The following is an 18898-nucleotide window of genomic DNA, read 5'->3' on the forward strand; positions in this document are numbered from 1 at the left end:
TCGCGAGCGCGAGGCCGGCGGCCAGGCCGAGCGGCCCGCCGAGGGCCGTGGCGAGCGCGACGACCACGGCGGCCAGCACCACCACCGCCACCGCGACCGACGGCGTCGTCCAGGCGTCGAGGCGGCGGTGCAGGGCGCGCAGGCGCCCGGGGTCGGTGGCCCGCGCCGTGAGCGTCACCGCCAGGCCGCGCACCAGGCCGAAGCCGAGCCCGGTGGCGGCGGCGAGCGCGGGCGAGCCGGTGAGCACCGCGAGCGCGACGAACAGGTAGGTGGCCGACGTCATGACGTACGTCGCGAAGCCGAGGCCGATCTGCGCGCCGAACCCGGTGGCGTAGATCCAGCGTCGGTAGCTGTCGAGCCAGCGCTCGTTCACCTGGCGCGGGTGCAGCGGCAGCGCGAACCCGCCGGCGCGCACCTCGGAGGCCAGGGCGACGGCGGCGGCGACCAGCCCGAGCAGCAGCGCGAGCGCCGGTCGGCCGTCGAGCAGGGGTCCGACCAGCGCGGCGGCCCCGGCCGACAGGGCGGCGACGACGGCGCCGCCCGCGACCGAGCCGAGCACGAACAGCGCGCAGGTGGTGGCGTAGCGGTTGCCGCGCGACCGCTCGGTGAACGGGTTGATGGCCGACACCATCGACAGGCCGCAGGGCGACCAGGTGCCGCGGACCGCGGCGAGCAGCGCGCAGACGAGCGCCGCGGCGCCGAGGACGCCGACGGGAGCGGGGACGGCGAGCACGGTGGTCACGGGACCACCACCTCCCTCGAGCCGATGGCCGGGTGGTCGTCCTCGGCGATGGCGTAGACGGTGACCAGGTGCCGCCCCGGTGTGGCGCTCACGGTGACGTCGAACCCGTGGTCGCCGCGGGCGGCGTAGACGTCGGTGACGTCCGGACGCGGCCGACCGGTGGGGAACCAGGAGATGCCGCGGCCGTCGACGTACACCGCGACCGGGATCTCCTCGGTGGGGTGCTCGCGGTCGAAGGCCCAGCCGGTGACGCGGATCGCCCGCGGCTGCGCGGTGACCGTCTCGAGGTTGCCGATCCCGCCGGTCCGCCCCACGGTGACGGTCCGCTGGCCGACCAGCGGGTTGGTGGCGCCGCCGCCGACGTTGATGCCGTAGACCGAGTAGGTGCGCACGCCGGGGCCGGCGGGCACGGTGATCTCGAACCCGTGGTCGCCGGTGGTGCCGAACGCGCGGTTGACGTCCGGCCGCGGCCGCCCGGTCGGGAACCAGGAGATGCCGCGGGCGCCGTCGTAGACCGCGACCTGGATCGCGGTGCCGGGCTGGTCGGGGTCGTAGGCCCAGCCGCGCAGCCGCACCTCGCCGCCGGCGGCGACGGCGGACTCGAGGTTGCCGCGGGGCAGCGCGCCCGGGTTCACCTCGACGCGCTCGCGGCCGATCAGGACGTTGGCCCGCGCCGGGCCGACGTTGCGCGCCCACACCTCGACGGCGTGCCAGCCGTTGGTGGCCGGGACCTCGATGTCGTAACCGTGCACGCCGGACACGCCGTAGGCGCGGTTCACGTCCGGGCGCGCCACCTCCGACGGCCACCAGCCCTTGCCCTGCCCGTCGACGTAGACGGCCACGGGGAGTGCCTCGTCCGGGCTGTCGAGGTCGAGCGACCAGCCCTGCAGGCGGACGGTCGGCCCGGTGCTGGTGGCGCGCTCGAGCCGGCCCGTCGGGGCCGAGCCCAGACCCACCTCGATCGAGCGGGTCGCGATGACGGGGTTCGGGCCGGCCGGGCCGCGGTTGATCGCGTAGACCGTGTACTGGTGGACGCCGACCGGTGCGGTGAGCGTGATGTCGAAGCCGTGGGCCCCGGTGATGCCGAGCGCGCTGTTGACGTCCGGACGCGGCTCGTCGGCGGCGAACCAGCCCAGGCCGCCGCCGTCCTGGTAGACCGCGACGTAGACCGACTGGCTCGGCTCGTCCATGTCGACGGCCCAGCCGCGCAGGCGCACCGAGGTGCCCTCGGAGCTGAGCTGGTCGAGGCCGCCGAACGGCGCCGTCCCGTTCAGGCAGGGGGCGCTGTGGGTCGTGGTGTTGTTGTCGGTGCGGCTGGCGCTGCTGCACACGCCTGCGTACTCCTGCCACGGCGGCGTGCACGACACCACCCGGCAGACGACGGGACCGGTGTTCTCCCAGGGGATCTGGGTGTTGCACTGGCCGTAGCGGAACTGGTTGCAGGCGACGAGGCGGTTGTCGCACGTGCCGCCGTCGTTGTTGCAGCGGCACGCCCACCCGTTGTTGCGGAAGGCGTTGCAGTCGATGTAGTACCGCGCCGCGCCGTTGCACAGCGACGCGTTGTCGGCCTTCCACCAGCCCGCGACGAACGAGTTCGGCGGGCACGAGTTCGCGCCGCCGTTGATGGTGCAGCAGAACACCGTGTACCCGCTGGAGCAGGTGTTGTGGCTGCCGCACACGGCGTCGTAGGCGCTCGCCGGCCGGGTCAGGAACGACCACGGCGTCGTGGCGAGCGCGGCCGCACCGAGCGTGGTGCCGCGCAGGAAACCGCGCCGGTCGGGGCCGGACCTGCCGGCCACCCGCTCGACGATCCGCTGGGCCAGGGTCTGCGTCACGACACCTCCACGCCGTCGAGCAGGTGGTGCACCTCGTCCAGGAGCGGCGAGGCGCTGCCGGCGGAGCCGAGCACGACGAACAGGCACAGCGCGTGCTCGCCCAGCGTGAAGAAGCGCTGGTAGCCGAGCTGGCCGGCCCGCCGGATCTGCAGCGTCCCCGGCGCGAACTCCTGCAGCCGAGGACGGGGCAGCGGCGAGGCGGCGAACAGCGCCGACCCCACCTCCTGCGGCCCGAACTCGACCAGGGCGACGAACGCGTTGCGTGCGCCCATCGTGTCGACCGCGCCGCTGCCGAAGTCGCCGCGCACGCCGGGCAGCGCGAAGTTGCCGACGTGCAGCACCGGTGCCGGCACCTCGCCGGCCCAGCCGAGGCCGCCGCCGGCGGCGCGCGCCGATGGCGCGGCCCGCGTCTGCGGCGAGGAGAACCCGGCCGTCGGTGTGGGGCGCAGGTACAGCCGGCCCTCCCACCCGGTGGGGACGCGGGCGCTCAGCCCCCAGCCGCTGACGACCTGCTCGCCGGTCGAGGTGCTCACCGCGCCACCTCGTGCGGCTCGTGGTCGTTGTCGTGGACGTGGTCGTGATCGGCCGGCGCGTACAGGCTCGGGTGGCCGGGGCCGATGCCCGAGCGGGCGAGCTCGGCGTCGACGTCGGCCTCGCGCTCGCGGTCGCCGGCCGACTTCACCACTCCTCCGGCGCCGCCCGCCACCGGGGCGTCGCCGCCGGCCCGGCCGATCAGGCCCTCGACCTGGGCGAGCGAGGACGCCGAGCCGTGGCCGCGGACGCGTCCGCTCGGCCCGTGCACCGCGACGACGAACGGCGAGCCGGGCACGTCGTAGTCGGCCCAGGCCTGCGAGCTCATCACGACCTCGACGTCGCGCGGGGCGATCGCGGCGACGAGGGACGGGCTCTCGTCCTCGGGTCCCTTGGTCAGCACGACGAGCCGCGAACCGGACGGGCGCCAGCCCTCCTGCAGCTCGGTCCAGTAGCGCTCGCACCCGGTGCAGCCGGTGGACAGGAACACCGCGATCGTGTCGTGCTCGACCGAGACCAGCCGCATGGTGAGGACCTCGCCGGCAGGCGTGGTGCCCTGCACGTCGTGCGCGGCCGTCCACTCCTCGCGGCCCTCGACGCGCACCGGTGCGGGGGCGACGCCGTCGGCCACCTGGAACGGCGGCGCCGCGGTCGCGCCGACCTGGGCGGCGACGTCCTGGCCGCCGCCGTCGAGCGCGTGCAGCCGGCGCAGCAGGTCGGCGTAGGCACGCAGCAGGCCGGCGACGAGCACGGCGAGCACGGCCACGGCCACGGACAGGACGACGACCACGGCGGTCACGAGGTCCCCTCTCGACGGGCCGTCCCCAGGGCGGGGAGGGCCGAGATCAGCTGGGTGAGCAGGTAGGCGAGCAGGGCCGCGGCGCCCACCACGAGCAGGCCGGCGAGCAGGTCGCGGGCGAGCAGCGTGGTCAGCGGCGCGGTGGGGGCGACCAGGGCGACGGCGCCCGCCGCGGCCAGGCCGAGGTCGACGGCGACGTGCCAGCGGCTGACCGGCGTGCGCGCCGCGGGCGACAGGCACCCGCAGGCGGTGCTGGGCGCGACGACCAGCAGGCGCACGGCGAAGGCGGCCAGCGCGAGGTAGGCCACCACGGTGACGGCGGCGGCGGGGCGGCCGCCGGCCAGCACGACGACCGCGCCGGCCAGCACCTCGCCGGCACCGACGACGCGGGCGGAGACCGGGGCGGGGAGGGACCGCGGCAGGCCGGCCGCGACCAGCGCCTCGGCGGCGGTGCGGGGGCGGACGAGCTTGCCCGCACCGGAGACGACCAGCAGGACGCCCGCGGCGAGGAGCAGTCCGACCATGTGCTGCGGCTCCCCACGTCGTGGTGCGCCCGAGGCGCCTGACCCCCCGGTCGGCTTCGACCCTAACCCGGTCCGTCCGGGTTGTGGCAGAGGTCGGGCAGGTCTGTCTCGTCCCCCGGATCGCGCTGGATAGCCTTCGCGCATGAGCGAGCCCGACCTCCCCGCGAGCGACCTGCCCGAGCAGCTGCGGGTGCGGCGCGAGAAGCGGCAGCGGCTGCTCGACGCCGACGAGGGCCGCACGCCCTATCCCGTGGCCGTGCCCCGCACGCACTCGCTGGCGCAGGTGCGCGCGGCCCACCCCGACCTCGAGCCGGGTGCCGAGACCGATGACGTCGTGTCGGTCGCGGGCCGGGTGGTGTTCGTCCGCACCACGGGCAAGCTCTGCTTCGCCACCCTGCAGGAGGGCGACGGCACCCGGCTGCAGGCGATGCTCTCGCTCGCGAACGTGGGCGAGCAGGCGCTCGCCGACTTCAAGACCGACGTCGACCTCGGCGACTTCCTGTCCGTCACGGGCCGGGTCGTGTCGAGCCGGCGCGGCGAGCTGTCGGTGATGGCCGACGCCTGGGCGATGGCGGCGAAGTCGCTGCGGCCGCTGCCCGTCCTGCACAAGGACGTGAACGAGGAGACGCGCGTCCGCCAGCGGTACGCCGACCTGGTCGTGCGCGAGGAGGCGCGCCGGATGGCGCGGCTGCGCATCGACGCCGTCGCGAGCGTCCGGCGCACGTTCGCCGACCACGACTTCCTCGAGATCGAGACCCCGATGCTGCAGACGATGCACGGCGGCGCGTCGGCGCGGCCGTTCGTCACGCACTCGAACGCGATGGGCATCGACCTGTACCTGCGGATCGCCCCCGAGCTGTTCCTCAAGCGCGCGGTCGTCGGCGGCATCGAGCGGGTCTTCGAGGTGAACCGCAACTTCCGCAACGAGGGCGCCGACTCCAGCCACTCGCCGGAGTTCGCGATGATCGAGGGCTACCAGGCGTACGGCGACTACGACTCGATCGGTGAGCTCACCCGCGAGCTCGTGCAGCGCGCCGCGGTCGACGCCACGGGGTCCACGACCGTGACGCTGGCCGGCGGGGAGGAGTACGACCTCGGCGGCGAGTGGGCCCGGCTCGAGATGTACCCGTCGCTGTCGCAGGCCCTCGGCGAGCAGGTCACCCCCGCCGCCACGGTGGGCGAGCTGCGCGCCCACGCCGACCGGCTCGGGCTCGAGCTCGACCCCAAGCACCTCACCCACGGCAAGCTGGTCGAGCACCTGTGGGAGCACCTGGTCGGTGACCACCTGCACGCGCCCACGTTCGTGCGGGGTTTCCCGGTCGACACCTCGCCGCTGGTGAAGGAGAGCCGCGAGGTGCCGGGCACGGTCGAGAAGTGGGACCTGTACGTGCGCGGTTTCGAGCTGGCCACCGGCTACTCCGAGCTGAACGACCCCGTCGTGCAGCGCGAGCGGTTCGAGGAGCAGGCGAAGCTGGCGTCCCTCGGTGACGAGGAGGCGATGCGCGTCGACGAGGACTTCCTGCGCGCGATGGAGTACGGCATGCCGCCGATGGGCGGGTTCGGTATGGGCGTCGACCGGCTGCTGATGGCGCTCACCGGCGCCGGCATCCGCGAGACCATCCTGTTCCCGCTGGTGAAGCCCGAGTAGGAGGCCGGCGCGCCCGCGGGCGTACCCTGGGGGCGTGCTCGACGCCCTCGGTGCCCTCGTCCCCTCGATCGGGGTGGGCCTGCTGTTCTGGTTCGCGATCCGCGCCATGATCAACGCGGACCGGCGCGAGCGCGCGGCCCTGGCGAAGCTCGACGCGGCCGAGCGCGAAATGACGACGGAAATGCCCCCGCGGGCGTCCGCGCCGCATTCCGACTGATTTTCTCCTCCGGCATTTCCCGGTGCCGGATTCGACTTCGCGCGAATTCCCCGACAGAATGCGTCCGCATTCGAATTCCGGCGCGCGCTCCCGCGTGCCGGGACATTCCTTCCCGGGTGGAGAAGAACCATGGCGCAGAAGGTCCAGGTCATCCTCGTCGACGACGTCGACGGCGGCGACGCCAGCGAGACGGTCACCTTCGGTCTCGACGGCGTGAGCTACGAGATCGACCTCAACGACGACAACGCCGCGAAGCTGCGCGACGCGCTGGCGACCTGGGTGGGCCACGCCCGCCGCGTGGGTGGTCGCTCGACCGGCCGACGCCGCTCCGCGTCGTCCTCGTCGTCGTCCTCCGCGTCGTCGTCGGGCTCGGCCAAGGGCGGCACCGACACCGCCGCGGTCCGCGCCTGGGCCCGCGAGAACGGCTACGAGGTCAGCGAGCGCGGCCGCATCGCCGCCGACGTGCTGGCCGCCTACGAGGCCGCCAACTAGGACGCCCCCGTCCCGCGGAGTGTGAGCCCCGCGCACGACACGCCCGGCGTGTCGTGCGCGGAGTTCACACTCTGCGGGCGGCGAGGGCGCGGCGCCCGCGGCGGGCCAGCAGCCAGGCGCCGGTGCACACCAGGCCGGACCCGAGCGCCAGGCCCACCAGCACCAGGCCCGCCCCGACCACGAACAGGCCGCTGTCGTCGCTCGCGGCGGCGTCGACCGTCCAGGCGGCGGTGAAGGCGAGCGTGATCGCGGGCGCCACCCACCACGGGGCGGCGAACCAGCCGGCGACGGCGGCCACCACGAGCAGCGTGACGACGCACCCGGCCACCTGCACGACTGAGTAGGGGCCGGTCACCGTCCCGGTGGCGGGGTCGGTGACGTAGCCCGACTCCCACCCCAGCCAGGCGAACCAGGTCGCGGCGGCCGCGACGGCGGCGAGCAGGGCGACGAGCGGCGACGGCAGGCGGGACGGCACGGGTCCCATCCTGGTCTCAGTCGGCGCGCAGCCGCAGCGACTGGCCGGGGCGCAGCTGGCCGCAGCGGTCGACGTCGTCGTCGACGACGTACCCGATCACCGGGTAGCCGCCGGTCACCGGGTGGTCGGCCAGGAACAGCACCGGCAGCCCGGACGGCGGCACCTGCAGCGCGCCGCGCACCATGCCCTCGCTGGGCAGCTCGCCCTCGCGCAGCCGCTCGAGCGGCTCGCCGCCGAGGCGCACCCCGACGCGGTTGCTCTCGCTCGTGACCTCGTACACCTGCGTCGTCAGCAGCGCCCAGGCGTCGTCGTCGAACCAGTCGCGGCGCGGACCGGGCAGCACCCGCACCTGCACCTCGCCGTCGGGCGGGCCGGGGGAGGGCGCGACGTCGACGCCGGGGGCGGCACCGCACGCGTCGCCGACGGGCAGCACGTCGCCCTCGCGCAGCACCGGGGGGCCGAGTCCGCTCAGCACGTCGGTGGCGCGCGAGCCCAGCACGGGGTCGACCGCGAACCCGCCGCGCACGGCGACGTAGGTGCGCAGCCCGCTCGCGGGGGGCCCGAGCCGGAGCTCGCCGCCGGCCGGCAGGGTGAGGGGTGCGTCGTGCGCGCCGCCGCCCGCGCAGGGTGCGCCGGTGGTCACCACGGTGACCGGCGCGTCGGCGCGCAGCACCAGCCCGCCGAAGGTCACCTCGAGCACCGCGGCGCCGGACTCGTTACCCAGCAACCGGTTCGCCCGCCGGTACGACGCGCGGTCGCACGCGCCGGAGCGTCCGATGCCCAGCGCGGCCTGGCCGCGACGACCCTCGTCCTGGACGGTGGTGAGCGGCCCGGGGGAGACGACCGTCAGGGTGCGCGTCACCGGTCCACCGCCACGAACCGCACCCGGGTGGCCGGACGCAGCAGCGCCGCGGGCTCGCGGTCGAGGTCGAACACGTCGAGGTCGGTGCGGCCGAGCAGCTGCCACCCGCCCGGCGACTCGCGCGGGTAGACCCCGCTGAACTGCCCGGCGAGGGCGACCGAGCCGGCCGGCACCTTCGTCCGCGGGGACGACCGGCGCGGCACGTCCCAGTCGCCGTCGTCGCACGTCAGGTAGCCGAAACCCGGTGCGAATCCGCAGAACGCGACCGTCCAGGTGCTCGCCGTGTGCCGGCGCACGACCTCGTCGCGGTCGCAGCCGAGCAGGCCGGCGACGTCGTCGAGGTCCTCGCCGTCGTAGACCACGGGCACCTCGACCAGGTCGCCCTCGGCGCGCTCGCCGGCCTTCGGCGTCACCGCGCGCACGCGGCGGCCGACGTCCTCGGGCGAGGTGCCAGGCTCGGTGACGAGCAGGATCGTCTGCGCCGCCGGCACGACCTCGACGACGCCGGGCAGCGGCTCGTCGAGCAGCGCGGCGTACAGCGCGAGCACCTCGTCGAGGTCCCCGAGCTGCACCAGCAGCCCCCGGGTCCCGCTCGGCAGCAGGTCCACGGCGCTCAGGCGAACGGCGCCACGTCGACACCCGCGCCGGTGATCGCCGCCCGCACCGCGCGCGCGATCTCGACCGCACCCGCGGTGTCGCCGTGCACGCAGATCGAGCCGGGACGCAGGTCGAGCGACCCGCCCTCGACGTCGGTGACCGGCTCGCCGGTGGCCATCGCGACGCAGCGGCGGGCGATCTCGTCGGCGTCGTGCAGCACCGCGCCGGGCAGCCGGCGCGAGACCAGCGTCCCCTCGGGGGTGTACGCGCGGTCGGCGAACGACTCGTGGACGGTGGTGAGCCCCGCCTCGTCGGCCAGCCGCAGCCAGGCCGAGCCCGGCAGCCCGAGCACCGGCAGCGTGCGGTCGTAGTCGACGACCGCGGCGACGACCGCGGCCGCCTGCTCCTCGTGGTGAACGATCGCGTTGTACAGCGCGCCATGGGGTTTCACGTACCGCACCCGCGAGCCGGCGACGCGGGCGAACGCGTCGAGCGCGCCCACCTGGTAGATGACGTCCTGGGTGAGCTCGTGCGGCTCGACGTCGATGAACCGGCGGCCGAAGCCGGGCAGGTCGCGGTACCCGACCTGCGCGCCGATCGCGACGTCGTGCTCGACGGCCTTCTCGCAGACCCGCCGCATGATCGTCGCGTCGGACGCGTGGAAGCCGCACGCGACGTTGGCGCTGGTGACGACCTCGAGCAGGGCGTCGTCGTCGCCCAGCGTCCACTGGCCGAAGCCCTCGCCGAGGTCGGAGTTCAGGTCGATCGTGGGCACGTCGCTCCTCAGGAGAACAGCTCGATGACGGGGCGGACCGAGTTGACCGCCAGGTAGAGGGTGAGCAGCCAGGCGAGCCAGCCGACCACGAGCAGCCAGCGCGGGTAGCGGTAGCCGTTCAGCAGCTCGGCGCGGAAGGTGCCGACGAACAGCAGCACGCCGATGCCGAACGGCAGCAGCAGGCCGTTGAAGGCGCCGGCGAACACCAGCAGCGTCGTCGGGGCGGTGCCGATGAGCACGTACAGCAGCGTGGTGACGGCGATGAAGCCGACGACCAGCCCGGTGCGCACCTTCTCGCTGGTGCCGGTGCGCGAGGTGACGAAGCTGACCGTCGTGTACGAGGCGCCGATGACGCTGGTGATCGCCGCGGCCCACAGCACCACGCCGAACACCCGGAGCCCGATCTCGCCCGCCGCCTGCTCGAACGCCGATGCGGCCTGCCGCTCGGGGTCGAGCGCCGCGCCGCCGGCGACCACGCCGAGGATGGCCAGGAACAGGATGACCCGCATGACGCCGGTGACGACGATGCCGGTGACCGACCCCCGGGTGATGTCGCGGACGTGCTCGGGGCCGGTCACGCCGGAGTCGAGCAGCCGGTGGGCGCCGGCGTAGACGATGTAGCCGCCGATGGTGCCGCCGATCAGCGTGGTGATCGCCAGGAAGCTGACCTCCTCGGGCAGCACCACGTTCTTCAGCGCCTGGCCGACGGGCGGGCCGGAGCTGATCGCGATGTACGCCGTCAGGACGATCATCAGCACGCCCAGCACCACGACGACCTTGTCGATCGCCGCGCCGGCGCGCTTGTAGAGGAACAGCCCGATCGCGACCGCCGCCGACAGCGCACCGCCGATCTTCGGGTCGAGGCCGAGCATCGCGTCGGTGCCGAGCCCGGCGCCGCTGACGTTGCCGATGTTGAACACGAAGCCGCCCACGAGCAGCAGCGCCGCCATCGCGTAGCCGAGGCCCGGCAGCACCAGGTTGCCGAGCTCCTGCGCGCGCCGGCCGGAGACGCCGATGACCCGCCAGACGTTCAGCTGCAGCGCGATGTCGACCACGATCGACACCGCGATCGCGAACGCGAACGCCGCACCGAGCTGGACGGTGAAGGTCGTGGTCTGGGTGATGAAGCCCGGGCCGATGGCCGAGGTGGCCATGAGGAACATCGCGCCGAGCAGGGTCGAGCGGGTGCTCGAGGCCATCCGGCCGGTGCCGGACGGCGCGGCGTCCGTCGTGGTGCCGTCCTTCGCGAGGTCGGGTCGGGCGGGGTCGGTGGCCATGGGGGCTCCAGGGGTGTGCGGCTCTGCGTCCGGGTCCCGACCGTAGGGATCGTTCAACGATCCGGCAAGACCCTCTTCCCACGATCGTCGTGATCGGTCAGGCTGGAGGGGTGATGATGGGCGCGTGCACACCACCTCCTCCGGCAGCGCCGCCGGCTGGCTCCAGGCCGTCGAGGTCGAGGCCCGGGCGATCGACCGCACCAGCACCGCCGAGCGGGTCGCCGACGTGCTGCGCCGCCGCATCACCGAGGGCGACCTCCCGCCCGGCACCCGGCTGCAGGAGGAGCTGCTCGTCGACGCGCTCCGGGTCTCGCGCAACACCCTGCGCGAGGCGTTCCGGCTGCTCACCCACGAGGGCCTGCTCGTGCACCACCTGCACCGCGGCGTCTTCGTCCCCGAGCTCGACGAGTCCGACCTGGTCGACCTCTACCGGTTGCGTCGTGCCATCGAGTGCGACGTCGTCCGCTCGCTGCACGACCTCGACCGCGTCCGGCTGCGCCCGCTGCACGACGACGTCGCCGGCGGCGAGGCCGCGGCCGAGCGCGGCGACTGGGTCGCCGTCGGCACGGCGAACATGCGGTTCCACTCCCACCTGGTGGCGCTCGCGGGCAGCCGCCGGGTCGACGACGTCACCGCGCGTGTGCTCGCCGAGCTGCGCCTCGCCTTCCACGCCGTCGCGAGCCCGCAGGTGCTGCACGAGCCGTACGTCGGGCGCAACCGCGAGCTGCTCGCGCTGCTCGACGCCGGTGAGTTCGCTCGTGCCGCAACCGATCTGGAGCAGTACCTCCGCGACTCCGAGCAGCAGCTGCTCGACGCCCTCCGCGCCGGCTGACGCACCCGGGGTCGCCCGGTGAGCCGGCTCGAGGTCGCCGTCCGCGTGCCGGTCGGTGCACCGCTGCCCGAGCTCGCCGCGTTCGCCCGCGAGGTCGAGGACGCCGGGCTCGACGGCATCGGCGTCCCCGACCACCACCACACCGGCCGCGACGCCTACCTCGCGCTCGCGGCGATGGCGGGGGCCACGTCGCGGCTCCGGCTCTTCCCCGCCACCTCGAACACGGTCACCCGCCACCCGCTGGTGATGGCCGCCCTGGGCAACAGCCTCGACGAGCTCGCCCCGGGACGCGGCCACCTCACGGTGGCGCCGGGGTTCCTGTCGGTCGAGAAGGCCGGGCAGCCGCAGGAGCGGCGCGAGCGGCTGCGGCGGGTGGTGCTGGCGCTGCGCGGCCTGCTCGGCGACGGTGAGACCGACCTCGACGGCACGCCGCTGCAGCTGTTCCACCGGCCGGCGGGCGGCTCGCGCGTGCACGTCCTGGCGTCCGGGCCGCGCCTGCTCGAGCTCGCCGGCGAGGTCGCCGACGGCGTGATGATGCTCGTCGGCCTGCACCCCGGCGGCGTCGAGGCGGCGCGGGCGCACGTCCGCGCCGGGGCCGAGCGCGCCGGGCGCGACCCCGCGGAGGTCGAGGAGGTGCTCATCGTCCCGTTCGGGGTGGGCTCGCAGGACGAGATGCGCGGCTGGGTGCGCAGCTGGTTCCGCCCGGGGCAGCGGTGGCTGTCGTACCCGAGCACCTCGAACCTGCGCTGGCTGGCGGCCTCGGGCGTCGAGGTCGCACCCGACCACGACCCCGCGTCGCTCGACGACGCCACGACCGACGCCGTCCTCGACGCCTTCGGCGCGTTCGGGTCGGCGCAGGAGTGCGCGGACCGGCTGCTGCGCGCGCACGAGGAGGTCGACCTGCGCAGCGCGTTCCTGTTCCCTGTGCACAGCTGGGACACCACCTACCAGCTGCCGCGGCACGAGGTCGCCGCGTTCGGCCGCACGATCGGCCCGGCGCTGCGCGCCGCCGGCCACTGACACCACGAGAACCGTCGTCCCCGAGGAGAACACGATGACCACCGCGCTGCCGGACGGCGACGAGCGCGCCCGCACCACCCCGGCCGACGCCCGTGCCCGCTACCGTGACGGCCTGGTCGCGTCCACCAGCGGGTGGTCCACCGGCTTCACCCAGGCGAACATGGTCGTGCTCCCGCGCGAGTGGGCGTTCGACATGCTGCTGTTCGGCCAGCGCAACCCCAAGCCGGTGCCGCTGCTCGACGTCACCGACGCGGGGTCGACCACCACGGTGCTGGCGCCCGGCACCGACCTGCGCACCGACCTGCCGCGCTACCGGGTGTGGCGCGACGGCGAGCTGGTCGACGAGCCCACCGACGTCGTCGACCTGTGGACCGACGACCTGGTCACCTTCCTGATCGGCTGCTCGTTCAGCTTCGAGGCGGCGCTGCTCGACGCCGGCGTGCCGGTGCGCAACGTCGAGCAGGGACGCAACGTGTCGATGTACCGCACCGACGTGCCGTGCCGGTCGGCCGGACGCCTGTCCGGCCCGCTCGTGGTGTCGATGCGGCCGGTGCCGGCGTCGCAGGTCGTGACGGCCGTGCAGGTGACCGCGCGGATGCCGCAGGTGCACGGCGCCCCGGTGCACGTCGGGTCGCCGGAGCAGCTCGGCATCACCGACCTCGCCACGCCGGACTTCGGCGAGGCGGTCGAGGCCCACGAGGGCGACGTCCCGGTGTTCTGGGCGTGCGGCGTGACCCCGCAGGCCGCGCTGATGGCGTCCCGCCCGCCGTTCGCGATCACGCACGCACCCGGGCACATGCTCGTCACCGACGTCCCGGACGCCGCCTACCGGGAGCTCTGAGGCGCCGCGGGGTCGGCGTCGTCCCGCTCGGTCCAGGGCCGCACGAGCGGTGCGAGCAGCCCGCCGAGCAGCCCGCCCAGGACGCCGCCCGCGGCGTTGTCGACCACGTCGGTGACGTCGCACGCGCGGTCGAGCCGCGCCACCTCGAGCTGGGTCAGCTCGATCCCCACCGAGAACAGCGCGAGCAGCACCAGCGCGACCGGTGCGGTGAGCCAGAGCAGACGCGGGCGGCGCGCGAGCAGCAGCACCGCGAACGCGCCCGCGGGGACGAAGACCAGCACGTTCAGCAGCCGCTGCCCGCCGCCGAGCACCCAGAACCCGTCGGGCGCGGGCCCGCCGAGGTCGAACGAGCAGGTCTCGCTGCGCCCCTCGGCGGGCACGATGCCCGGCGGTCCCGCCGCAGGCAGCAGGGTGATGGCGGCGACGGCGGCCAGCGACCAGAGCAGCAGCGCGGCCAGGGCGGCGGTGCGCGGTCCGAGGCGGCGCCGCAGGACGGCGAACACGACCAGGGCGAGCACGCCCGAGGCGGCGACCGCCAGCAGCATCACGCCCACGCCGCCGACCGGGAACACGCCGCGACGGTACCGTCCTGGCGCATGACCACCGTGCCGCCGCCCGACCTCGGCGCCCTGCCGGCCGGGTGGTCGACCCGGGTGCCGGGCCGCGCCGACGTCCCCGCCCTCGTCGCGCTCGCGGCCGCGCACCGCACCTTCGTGCGCGCGTCCGCCCGCGTCGACCCGGACGCCGTCGAGGGCACCGTGGCGGGCACGGGGTCCTGGACGCGGCGGCAGGTGGTCGTCGCGGACGACGCCGGCCGGCTGGTCGGCTGGGCGTCGGTGCACGACCGCGCCGCGGGACGCACCCTGGTCGAGGTGACGGTCGGCGTCGACCTGGAGCCGGAGGTCGCGGACCGGCTGGCCGCCGCGGCGTTCGCGTGGGCCGAGGCCACCGGGCGCGCCGTCGCGGCCGGCCGCGGGCTCGACGGCACCCAGCTCGACTCGGGGGCCGAGTCGGGCGACGAGCGGCAGCGGCGCTGGCTCGACGACGCCGGCTACCGCTGCACCCGCACCTGGTTGCAGATGTCGCGACCCGTCGAACCCGCCGAGGCCGGCCTGCCGGGTCCGCCGGACGGCGTGCGCGTCCGGCAGGTGGCCACGCACGACACCGGGCTGCCGGTCGCCGAAGACCTGCAGACCGTGCACCGGATGCTCGAGGAGTCGTTCGCCGACCACTTCAACAGCTACCGCGAGTCCTTCCCCGAGTTCCTCTCGCGCCTGCGCGAGGACCCGGGCCACCGCTGGGACCTGTGGTGGGTGGCCGAGGTGCTCGTCGACGGCACGTGGGTGCCGGGCGGGGCGCTGGTGGGCACCGTGCTGCCGGCCGGCGACGGCGGCGCCGCGGGCAGCTACGTCGACTACATCGGGGTGCACCGCACCGCCCGGGGTCGCGGCGTGGCCAAGGCCCTGCTGCGCACGGTGGTGCGCGACGCCGCCGAGCGCGGCCACGACCGGGTGGGGCTCGAGGTCGACGGCGACTCGCCGACCGGCGCGGACGGGCTCTACCGCTCGCTGGGCTGGACGACGTCGTACGAGACGCAGTCCTGGCACCGGGACGTCGTGGTCGCGGACGTCACGGTCTGACCACCGACCGTCCCGGACCGCCCTCGGCCCGCCGAGGGCAGCGGTCGCACAGCAGCGCCGCGTCGACCCGGTAGGCGAAGCAGCACGACCGGCGGGTGCCGAGCCGGCCGGCCGCCACGCCGGCGTCGCGGCGCGCCGTCCACAGGCACGCCTCCAGCACGTCGTCGACCATGCCCCAGCGCTGCCGGCTGCCGGTGGGGACCGCGGGCCGGAAGGCGTGGTGGAACGCGGCGCCGTGCGCGCGCACCTGCTCCTCGTACGCGGCCAGCAGGGCGGCGTCGTCGTCGAGCACGAGCGCGTCCGGGTGACCTGCCGCCGGGTCGTCCGGCAGGCACCGGAACCGGGTCGACGAGACGGCGACCGCGTCGGGCCAACCGCCCGGCGTCTCGTGCAGGGCGAGCACGGCCGGGTCGAGGTCCGGGACGCGGTGACGTCGCACCAGGAACGTGGCGCCGGCCCGCGCCACGGCGTCGAGGTACCAGCCCATCAGGTAGGTCGGGGCGACGCTCGGGTGCGGCTCGGTGCCGTAAGTGCGGCGCAGCCAGCCGGTCACGCGCGCCGTCCAGGCGTCGAGGGCGCCGTCGACGTCGAGCAGGCCCGCGCAGGCGCGCCACCCGGGCCCGGCGGGCGTCCGGACGAGGCGCAGGAACCCGGCCGCGCCGAGCGCCGCGACGTCGGCGTCCAGCGGGTGGGGCGGCACGCGAGCACGTTAGCCAGCGGCGACCGCGCCCCGTCCGGCGCATCCGGGCCGTACGCCCGCAGCGAACACCCGGACGGAACAGCGCCCCAGCACGCGGAGTTGGACAGATCACGACCATCCGCCGCACGGGACGACCCGTCGTGACCGGCGCGGCGGGGATAGCATCGAAAGGTCAGCAGGGCCGCGCACGGCGCGCCTGCCCCGGCAGACCGCGAGGAGAGGCCACATGTTCGAGAGGTTCACCGACCGGGCTCGCCGGGTCGTGGTGCTGGCGCAGGAGGAAGCGCGCCTGCTCAACCACAACTACATCGGTACCGAGCACATCCTGCTGGGTCTGATCCACGAGGGCGAGGGCGTCGCCGCCAAGGCGCTGGAGTCGCTCGGCATCTCGCTGGAGTCCGTCCGCGAGCAGGTGCAGGAGATCATCGGCCAGGGCCAGCAGGCCCCGTCCGGCCACATCCCCTTCACCCCGCGGGCCAAGAAGGTCCTGGAGCTGTCGCTGCGCGAGGCGCTGCAGCTCGGCCACAACTACATCGGCACCGAGCACATCCTGCTCGGGCTGATCCGCGAGGGCGAGGGCGTCGCCGCCCAGGTCCTGATCAAGCTGGGCGCCGACCTCAACCGGGTGCGCCAGCAGGTGCTGCAGCTGCTGTCGGGCTACCAGGGCAAGGAGACCGCCGCGGCGGGGGCCGGCGGCCAGGCCGAGGGCACCCCGTCCGGCTCGCTCGTGCTCGACCAGTTCGGGCGCAACTACGCCCAGGCCGCGCGCGAGGGCAAGCTCGACCCCGTCATCGGGCGCGAGAAGGAGATCGAGCGGGTCATGCAGGTGCTGTCCCGCCGCACCAAGAACAACCCGATCCTGATCGGCGAGCCCGGCGTCGGCAAGACCGCCGTCGTCGAGGGCCTGGCGCAGGCGATCGTCAAGGGCGAGGTGCCCGAGACGCTCAAGGACAAGCAGATCTACAGCCTCGACCTCGGTTCGCTCGTCGCCGGGTCCCGCTACCGCGGTGACTTCGAGGAGCGGCTGAAGAAGGTGCTCAAGGAGATCCGCACCCGCGGCGACATCATCCTGTTCATCGACGAGATCCACACCCTCGTGGGTGCGGGTGCCGCCGAGGGCGCGATCGACGCCGCGTCGATCCTCAAGCCGATGCTGGCCCGCGGCGAGCTGCAGACCGTCGGCGCCACCACGCTCGACGAGTACCGCAAGCACATCGAGAAGGACCCCGCCCTGGAGCGGCGCTTCCAGCCGATCCAGGTGCAGGAGCCGACGCTGCCGCACGCCATCGAGATCCTCAAGGGCCTGCGCGACCGCTACGAGGCGCACCACCGGGTCTCGATCACCGACGGCGCGCTCGTGGCCGCGGTGAACCTGGCCGACCGGTACGTCAACGACCGGTTCCTGCCGGACAAGGCGATCGACCTGATCGACGAGGCGGGCGCGCGGCTGCGCATCCGCCGGATGACGGCGCCGCCGGACCTGCGCGAGTTCGACGAGAAGATCGCCTCGGTCCGCCGCGAGAAGGAGAGCGCGATCGACGCGCAGGACTTCGAGAAGGCGGCGTCCCTGCGCGACGGCGAGAAGAAGCTGCTGGCGGCCAAGGCCGAGCGCGAGAAGCAGTGGAAGGCCGGCGACATGGACGTCGTGGCGGAGGTCGACGAGGAGCTGATCGCCGAGGTGCTGGCGGTCTCCACCGGCATCCCGATCGTGCGCCTCACCGAGGAGGAGTCCTCGCGGCTGCTCAACATGGAGGCCGAGCTGCACAAGCGCGTCATCGGCCAGGACGAGGCCATCAAGGCCCTCGCCCAGGCGATCCGGCGCACGCGTGCGGGCCTGAAGGACCCCAAGCGTCCCGGCGGCTCGTTCATCTTCGCCGGCCCCACCGGCGTCGGGAAGACCGAGCTGGCCAAGGCGCTCGCGGAGTTCCTCTTCGGCGAGGAGGACGCGCTCATCCAGCTCGACATGAGCGAGTTCTCCGAGAAGCACACGGTCTCGCGGCTGTTCGGTTCGCCGCCCGGGTACGTGGGTTACGAGGAGGGCGGCCAGCTCACCGAGAAGGTGCGCCGTCGTCCGTTCTCGGTGGTGCTGTTCGACGAGGTGGAGAAGGCGCACGCCGACATCTTCAACTCGCTCCTGCAGATCCTCGAGGACGGCCGCCTCACCGACTCCCAGGGTCGGATGGTCGACTTCAAGAACACCGTGATCATCATGACCACGAACCTCGGCACGCGGGACATCGCCAAGGGCCTGCAGACCGGCTTCCAGGCCGGCGGCGACCTGTCGACGTCCTACGACCGGATGAAGATCAAGGTCAACGACGAGCTCAAGCAGCACTTCCGGCCCGAGTTCCTCAACCGCGTCGACGACGTCGTCGTCTTCCCGCAGCTCACCCAGGACGAGATCATCCAGATCGTCGACCTGATGGTGGCCCGGCTCGACGAGCGGATGCGCGACAAGGACATGGGCATCGAGCTCACCCAGAAGGCCAAGGACCACGTGGCCATGAAGGGGTACGACCCGGTTCTCGGCGCCCGTCCGCTGCGTCGCACGATCCAGCGCGACATCGAGGACGCCCTGTCCGAGAAGATCCTCTACGGCGAGCTCAAGGCCGGCGAGATCGTCCTGGTCGACACCGAGGGCGAGGGCAAGGACACCGTCCTGACCTTCGTCGGCTCGGCCAAGTCGCCGGTCCCCGACGCCCCCGTGGTGGAGATGACCAAGGAGTAGGCCCCGCCTCCTCCCGCCGGCGCCCCGGTGACCCCCGCGGTCACCGGGGCGTTGTCGCGTCCACCCCCGACCTTGCTCGTTTCCCCAGTTCAGTGCCGGAAGGGACACCGAGGTGGTGTCGCACCACGCGTGACACGCCAGGGCGCCTCGTCCAGTGGATCGTGGGGACGGGCCCCACCCGCGGCCCGGACGGCGACCCCGGCCGCCAGACGCGACGAGCGGTCCGAGCCTCGCGAGTGGACGAGCGAATCGTCACGTCGGCCGCTCCGAGACCGCAGAAGGCGGGCGTCAGCGTCGCGGTCTCGCCCGACTACCGCCGTCTCGGCGGACGCCCCCTCACGGATCGGGCGATCTGGCGTGTCA

Annotated in this window: 19 protein-coding genes and 1 pseudogene; 8 read left to right on the forward strand and 12 right to left on the reverse strand. The window is 74.3% G+C overall.

Annotation, left to right across the window (positions count from 1 at the left end; all coding sequences use genetic code 11):
* From ACYVKY_RS17285 to ACYVKY_RS17305, 5 genes and pseudogenes are all read right to left on the reverse strand, one after another.
* Positions 1–742: pseudogene (locus ACYVKY_RS17285) on the reverse strand (hypothetical protein); the annotation flags it as partial.
* Positions 739–2577, reverse strand: a complete 1839-nt coding sequence (locus tag ACYVKY_RS17290; RefSeq protein ID WP_460436223.1) for a twin-arginine translocation signal domain-containing protein — start codon at positions 2575–2577, stop codon at positions 739–741. The pseudogene ACYVKY_RS17285 and the gene ACYVKY_RS17290, both read right to left, overlap by 4 nt.
* A complete protein-coding gene (locus ACYVKY_RS17295; RefSeq protein ID WP_460436224.1) occupies positions 2574–3110 on the reverse strand; it encodes a hypothetical protein in 537 nt (178 codons plus the stop codon). The genes ACYVKY_RS17290 and ACYVKY_RS17295 overlap by 4 nt, the downstream gene beginning before the upstream one ends.
* Positions 3107–3907 carry a hypothetical protein gene (locus ACYVKY_RS17300; RefSeq protein ID WP_460436225.1) on the reverse strand — a complete coding sequence of 267 codons (801 nt, stop codon included), beginning with the start codon at positions 3905–3907 and terminating at the stop codon, positions 3107–3109. Before ACYVKY_RS17300 ends, ACYVKY_RS17295 begins: the two co-directional genes overlap by 4 nt.
* Entirely contained in the window at positions 3904–4431 is a 528-nt protein-coding gene (locus ACYVKY_RS17305; RefSeq protein WP_460436226.1) for a MauE/DoxX family redox-associated membrane protein, read from the reverse strand. The genes ACYVKY_RS17300 and ACYVKY_RS17305 overlap by 4 nt, the downstream gene beginning before the upstream one ends.
* A 142-nt stretch (positions 4432–4573) precedes the next feature.
* Here ACYVKY_RS17305 and lysS point away from each other — a divergent pair, with 142 nt between their 5' ends.
* From lysS to ACYVKY_RS17320, 3 genes are all read left to right on the forward strand, one after another.
* On the forward strand, positions 4574–6079 hold the full coding sequence (lysS, locus tag ACYVKY_RS17310; RefSeq protein WP_460436227.1) for a lysine--tRNA ligase: 1506 nt from the start codon (positions 4574–4576) through the stop codon (positions 6077–6079).
* 34 nt (positions 6080–6113) lie between these two features.
* Positions 6114–6296 carry a hypothetical protein gene (locus tag ACYVKY_RS17315; RefSeq protein WP_460436228.1) on the forward strand — a complete coding sequence of 61 codons (183 nt, stop codon included), beginning with the start codon at positions 6114–6116 and terminating at the stop codon, positions 6294–6296.
* A 129-nt stretch (positions 6297–6425) separates the two neighbouring features.
* Positions 6426–6788: a histone-like nucleoid-structuring protein Lsr2 gene (locus ACYVKY_RS17320; protein ID WP_460436229.1), complete on the forward strand. Its 363-nt coding sequence runs from the start codon at positions 6426–6428 to the stop codon at positions 6786–6788.
* A 64-nt stretch (positions 6789–6852) separates the two neighbouring features.
* Here the strand turns inward: ACYVKY_RS17320 and ACYVKY_RS17325 are convergent, their stop codons facing one another.
* Genes ACYVKY_RS17325 through ACYVKY_RS17345 form a run of 5 tightly spaced genes read right to left on the reverse strand, consistent with a single transcriptional unit; the run spans position 6853 to position 10774 of the window.
* Positions 6853–7263, reverse strand: a complete 411-nt coding sequence (locus ACYVKY_RS17325) for a hypothetical protein (RefSeq protein WP_460436230.1) — start codon at positions 7261–7263, stop codon at positions 6853–6855.
* A 16-nt stretch (positions 7264–7279) separates the two neighbouring features.
* Entirely contained in the window at positions 7280–8125 is an 846-nt protein-coding gene (locus tag ACYVKY_RS17330) for a 5-oxoprolinase subunit C family protein (protein WP_460436231.1), read from the reverse strand.
* On the reverse strand, positions 8122–8733 hold the full coding sequence (locus ACYVKY_RS17335; RefSeq protein WP_460436232.1) for a 5-oxoprolinase subunit B family protein: 612 nt from the start codon (positions 8731–8733) through the stop codon (positions 8122–8124). The genes ACYVKY_RS17330 and ACYVKY_RS17335 overlap by 4 nt, the downstream gene beginning before the upstream one ends.
* A 5-nt stretch (positions 8734–8738) precedes the next feature.
* Positions 8739–9497 carry a LamB/YcsF family protein gene (locus ACYVKY_RS17340; protein ID WP_460436233.1) on the reverse strand — a complete coding sequence of 253 codons (759 nt, stop codon included), beginning with the start codon at positions 9495–9497 and terminating at the stop codon, positions 8739–8741.
* Positions 9498–9505: 8 nt separating this feature from the next.
* Entirely contained in the window at positions 9506–10774 is a 1269-nt protein-coding gene (locus tag ACYVKY_RS17345; protein WP_460436234.1) for an NRAMP family divalent metal transporter, read from the reverse strand.
* Between the two features lie 124 nt (positions 10775–10898).
* On the opposite strand from ACYVKY_RS17345, the gene ACYVKY_RS17350 reads away from it, so the two are divergent.
* Genes ACYVKY_RS17350 through ACYVKY_RS17360 form a run of 3 tightly spaced genes read left to right on the forward strand, consistent with a single transcriptional unit; the run spans position 10899 to position 13467 of the window.
* A complete protein-coding gene (locus tag ACYVKY_RS17350) occupies positions 10899–11606 on the forward strand; it encodes a GntR family transcriptional regulator (protein WP_460436235.1) in 708 nt (235 codons plus the stop codon).
* Positions 11607–11624: 18 nt separating this feature from the next.
* On the forward strand, positions 11625–12626 hold the full coding sequence (locus ACYVKY_RS17355) for an LLM class oxidoreductase (RefSeq protein ID WP_460436236.1): 1002 nt from the start codon (positions 11625–11627) through the stop codon (positions 12624–12626).
* Positions 12627–12660: 34 nt separating this feature from the next.
* On the forward strand, positions 12661–13467 hold the full coding sequence (locus ACYVKY_RS17360; RefSeq protein WP_460436237.1) for a putative hydro-lyase: 807 nt from the start codon (positions 12661–12663) through the stop codon (positions 13465–13467).
* Here ACYVKY_RS17360 and ACYVKY_RS17365 read toward each other — a convergent pair.
* A complete protein-coding gene (locus ACYVKY_RS17365) occupies positions 13452–14039 on the reverse strand; it encodes a VanZ family protein (RefSeq protein WP_460436238.1) in 588 nt (195 codons plus the stop codon). The two genes, ACYVKY_RS17360 and ACYVKY_RS17365, sit on opposite strands and share 16 nt — an antisense overlap.
* 24 nt (positions 14040–14063) lie before the next feature.
* Between ACYVKY_RS17365 and ACYVKY_RS17370 the strand changes: the two genes are divergently transcribed.
* Positions 14064–15107, forward strand: coding sequence for a GNAT family N-acetyltransferase (locus ACYVKY_RS17370; RefSeq protein ID WP_460436239.1), 1044 nt, complete (start codon positions 14064–14066; stop codon positions 15105–15107).
* Here ACYVKY_RS17370 and ACYVKY_RS17375 read toward each other — a convergent pair.
* Positions 15097–15807: a (2Fe-2S)-binding protein gene (locus tag ACYVKY_RS17375; protein WP_460436240.1), complete on the reverse strand. Its 711-nt coding sequence runs from the start codon at positions 15805–15807 to the stop codon at positions 15097–15099. The genes ACYVKY_RS17370 and ACYVKY_RS17375 overlap by 11 nt on opposite strands.
* Positions 15808–16033: 226 nt before the next feature.
* Here ACYVKY_RS17375 and ACYVKY_RS17380 point away from each other — a divergent pair, with 226 nt between their 5' ends.
* A complete protein-coding gene (locus ACYVKY_RS17380; RefSeq protein ID WP_460436241.1) occupies positions 16034–18535 on the forward strand; it encodes an ATP-dependent Clp protease ATP-binding subunit in 2502 nt (833 codons plus the stop codon).
* Positions 18536–18898: the final 363 nt, after the last annotated feature.

The organism is Angustibacter speluncae, from assembly GCF_054777815.1.

Coding starts and splice junctions, on each gene's coding strand:
- ACYVKY_RS17360 (WP_460436237.1), top strand. CDS start 12,661: ATGACCACCGCGCTGCCGGACGGCGACGAGCGCGCCCGCACCACCCCG.
- lysS (WP_460436227.1), top strand. CDS start 4,574: ATGAGCGAGCCCGACCTCCCCGCGAGCGACCTGCCCGAGCAGCTGCGG.
- ACYVKY_RS17320 (WP_460436229.1), top strand. CDS start 6,426: ATGGCGCAGAAGGTCCAGGTCATCCTCGTCGACGACGTCGACGGCGGC.
- ACYVKY_RS17380 (WP_460436241.1), top strand. CDS start 16,034: ATGTTCGAGAGGTTCACCGACCGGGCTCGCCGGGTCGTGGTGCTGGCG.
- ACYVKY_RS17305 (WP_460436226.1), bottom strand. CDS start 4,431: ATGGTCGGACTGCTCCTCGCCGCGGGCGTCCTGCTGGTCGTCTCCGGT.
- ACYVKY_RS17345 (WP_460436234.1), bottom strand. CDS start 10,774: ATGGCCACCGACCCCGCCCGACCCGACCTCGCGAAGGACGGCACCACG.
- ACYVKY_RS17370 (WP_460436239.1), top strand. CDS start 14,064: ATGACCACCGTGCCGCCGCCCGACCTCGGCGCCCTGCCGGCCGGGTGG.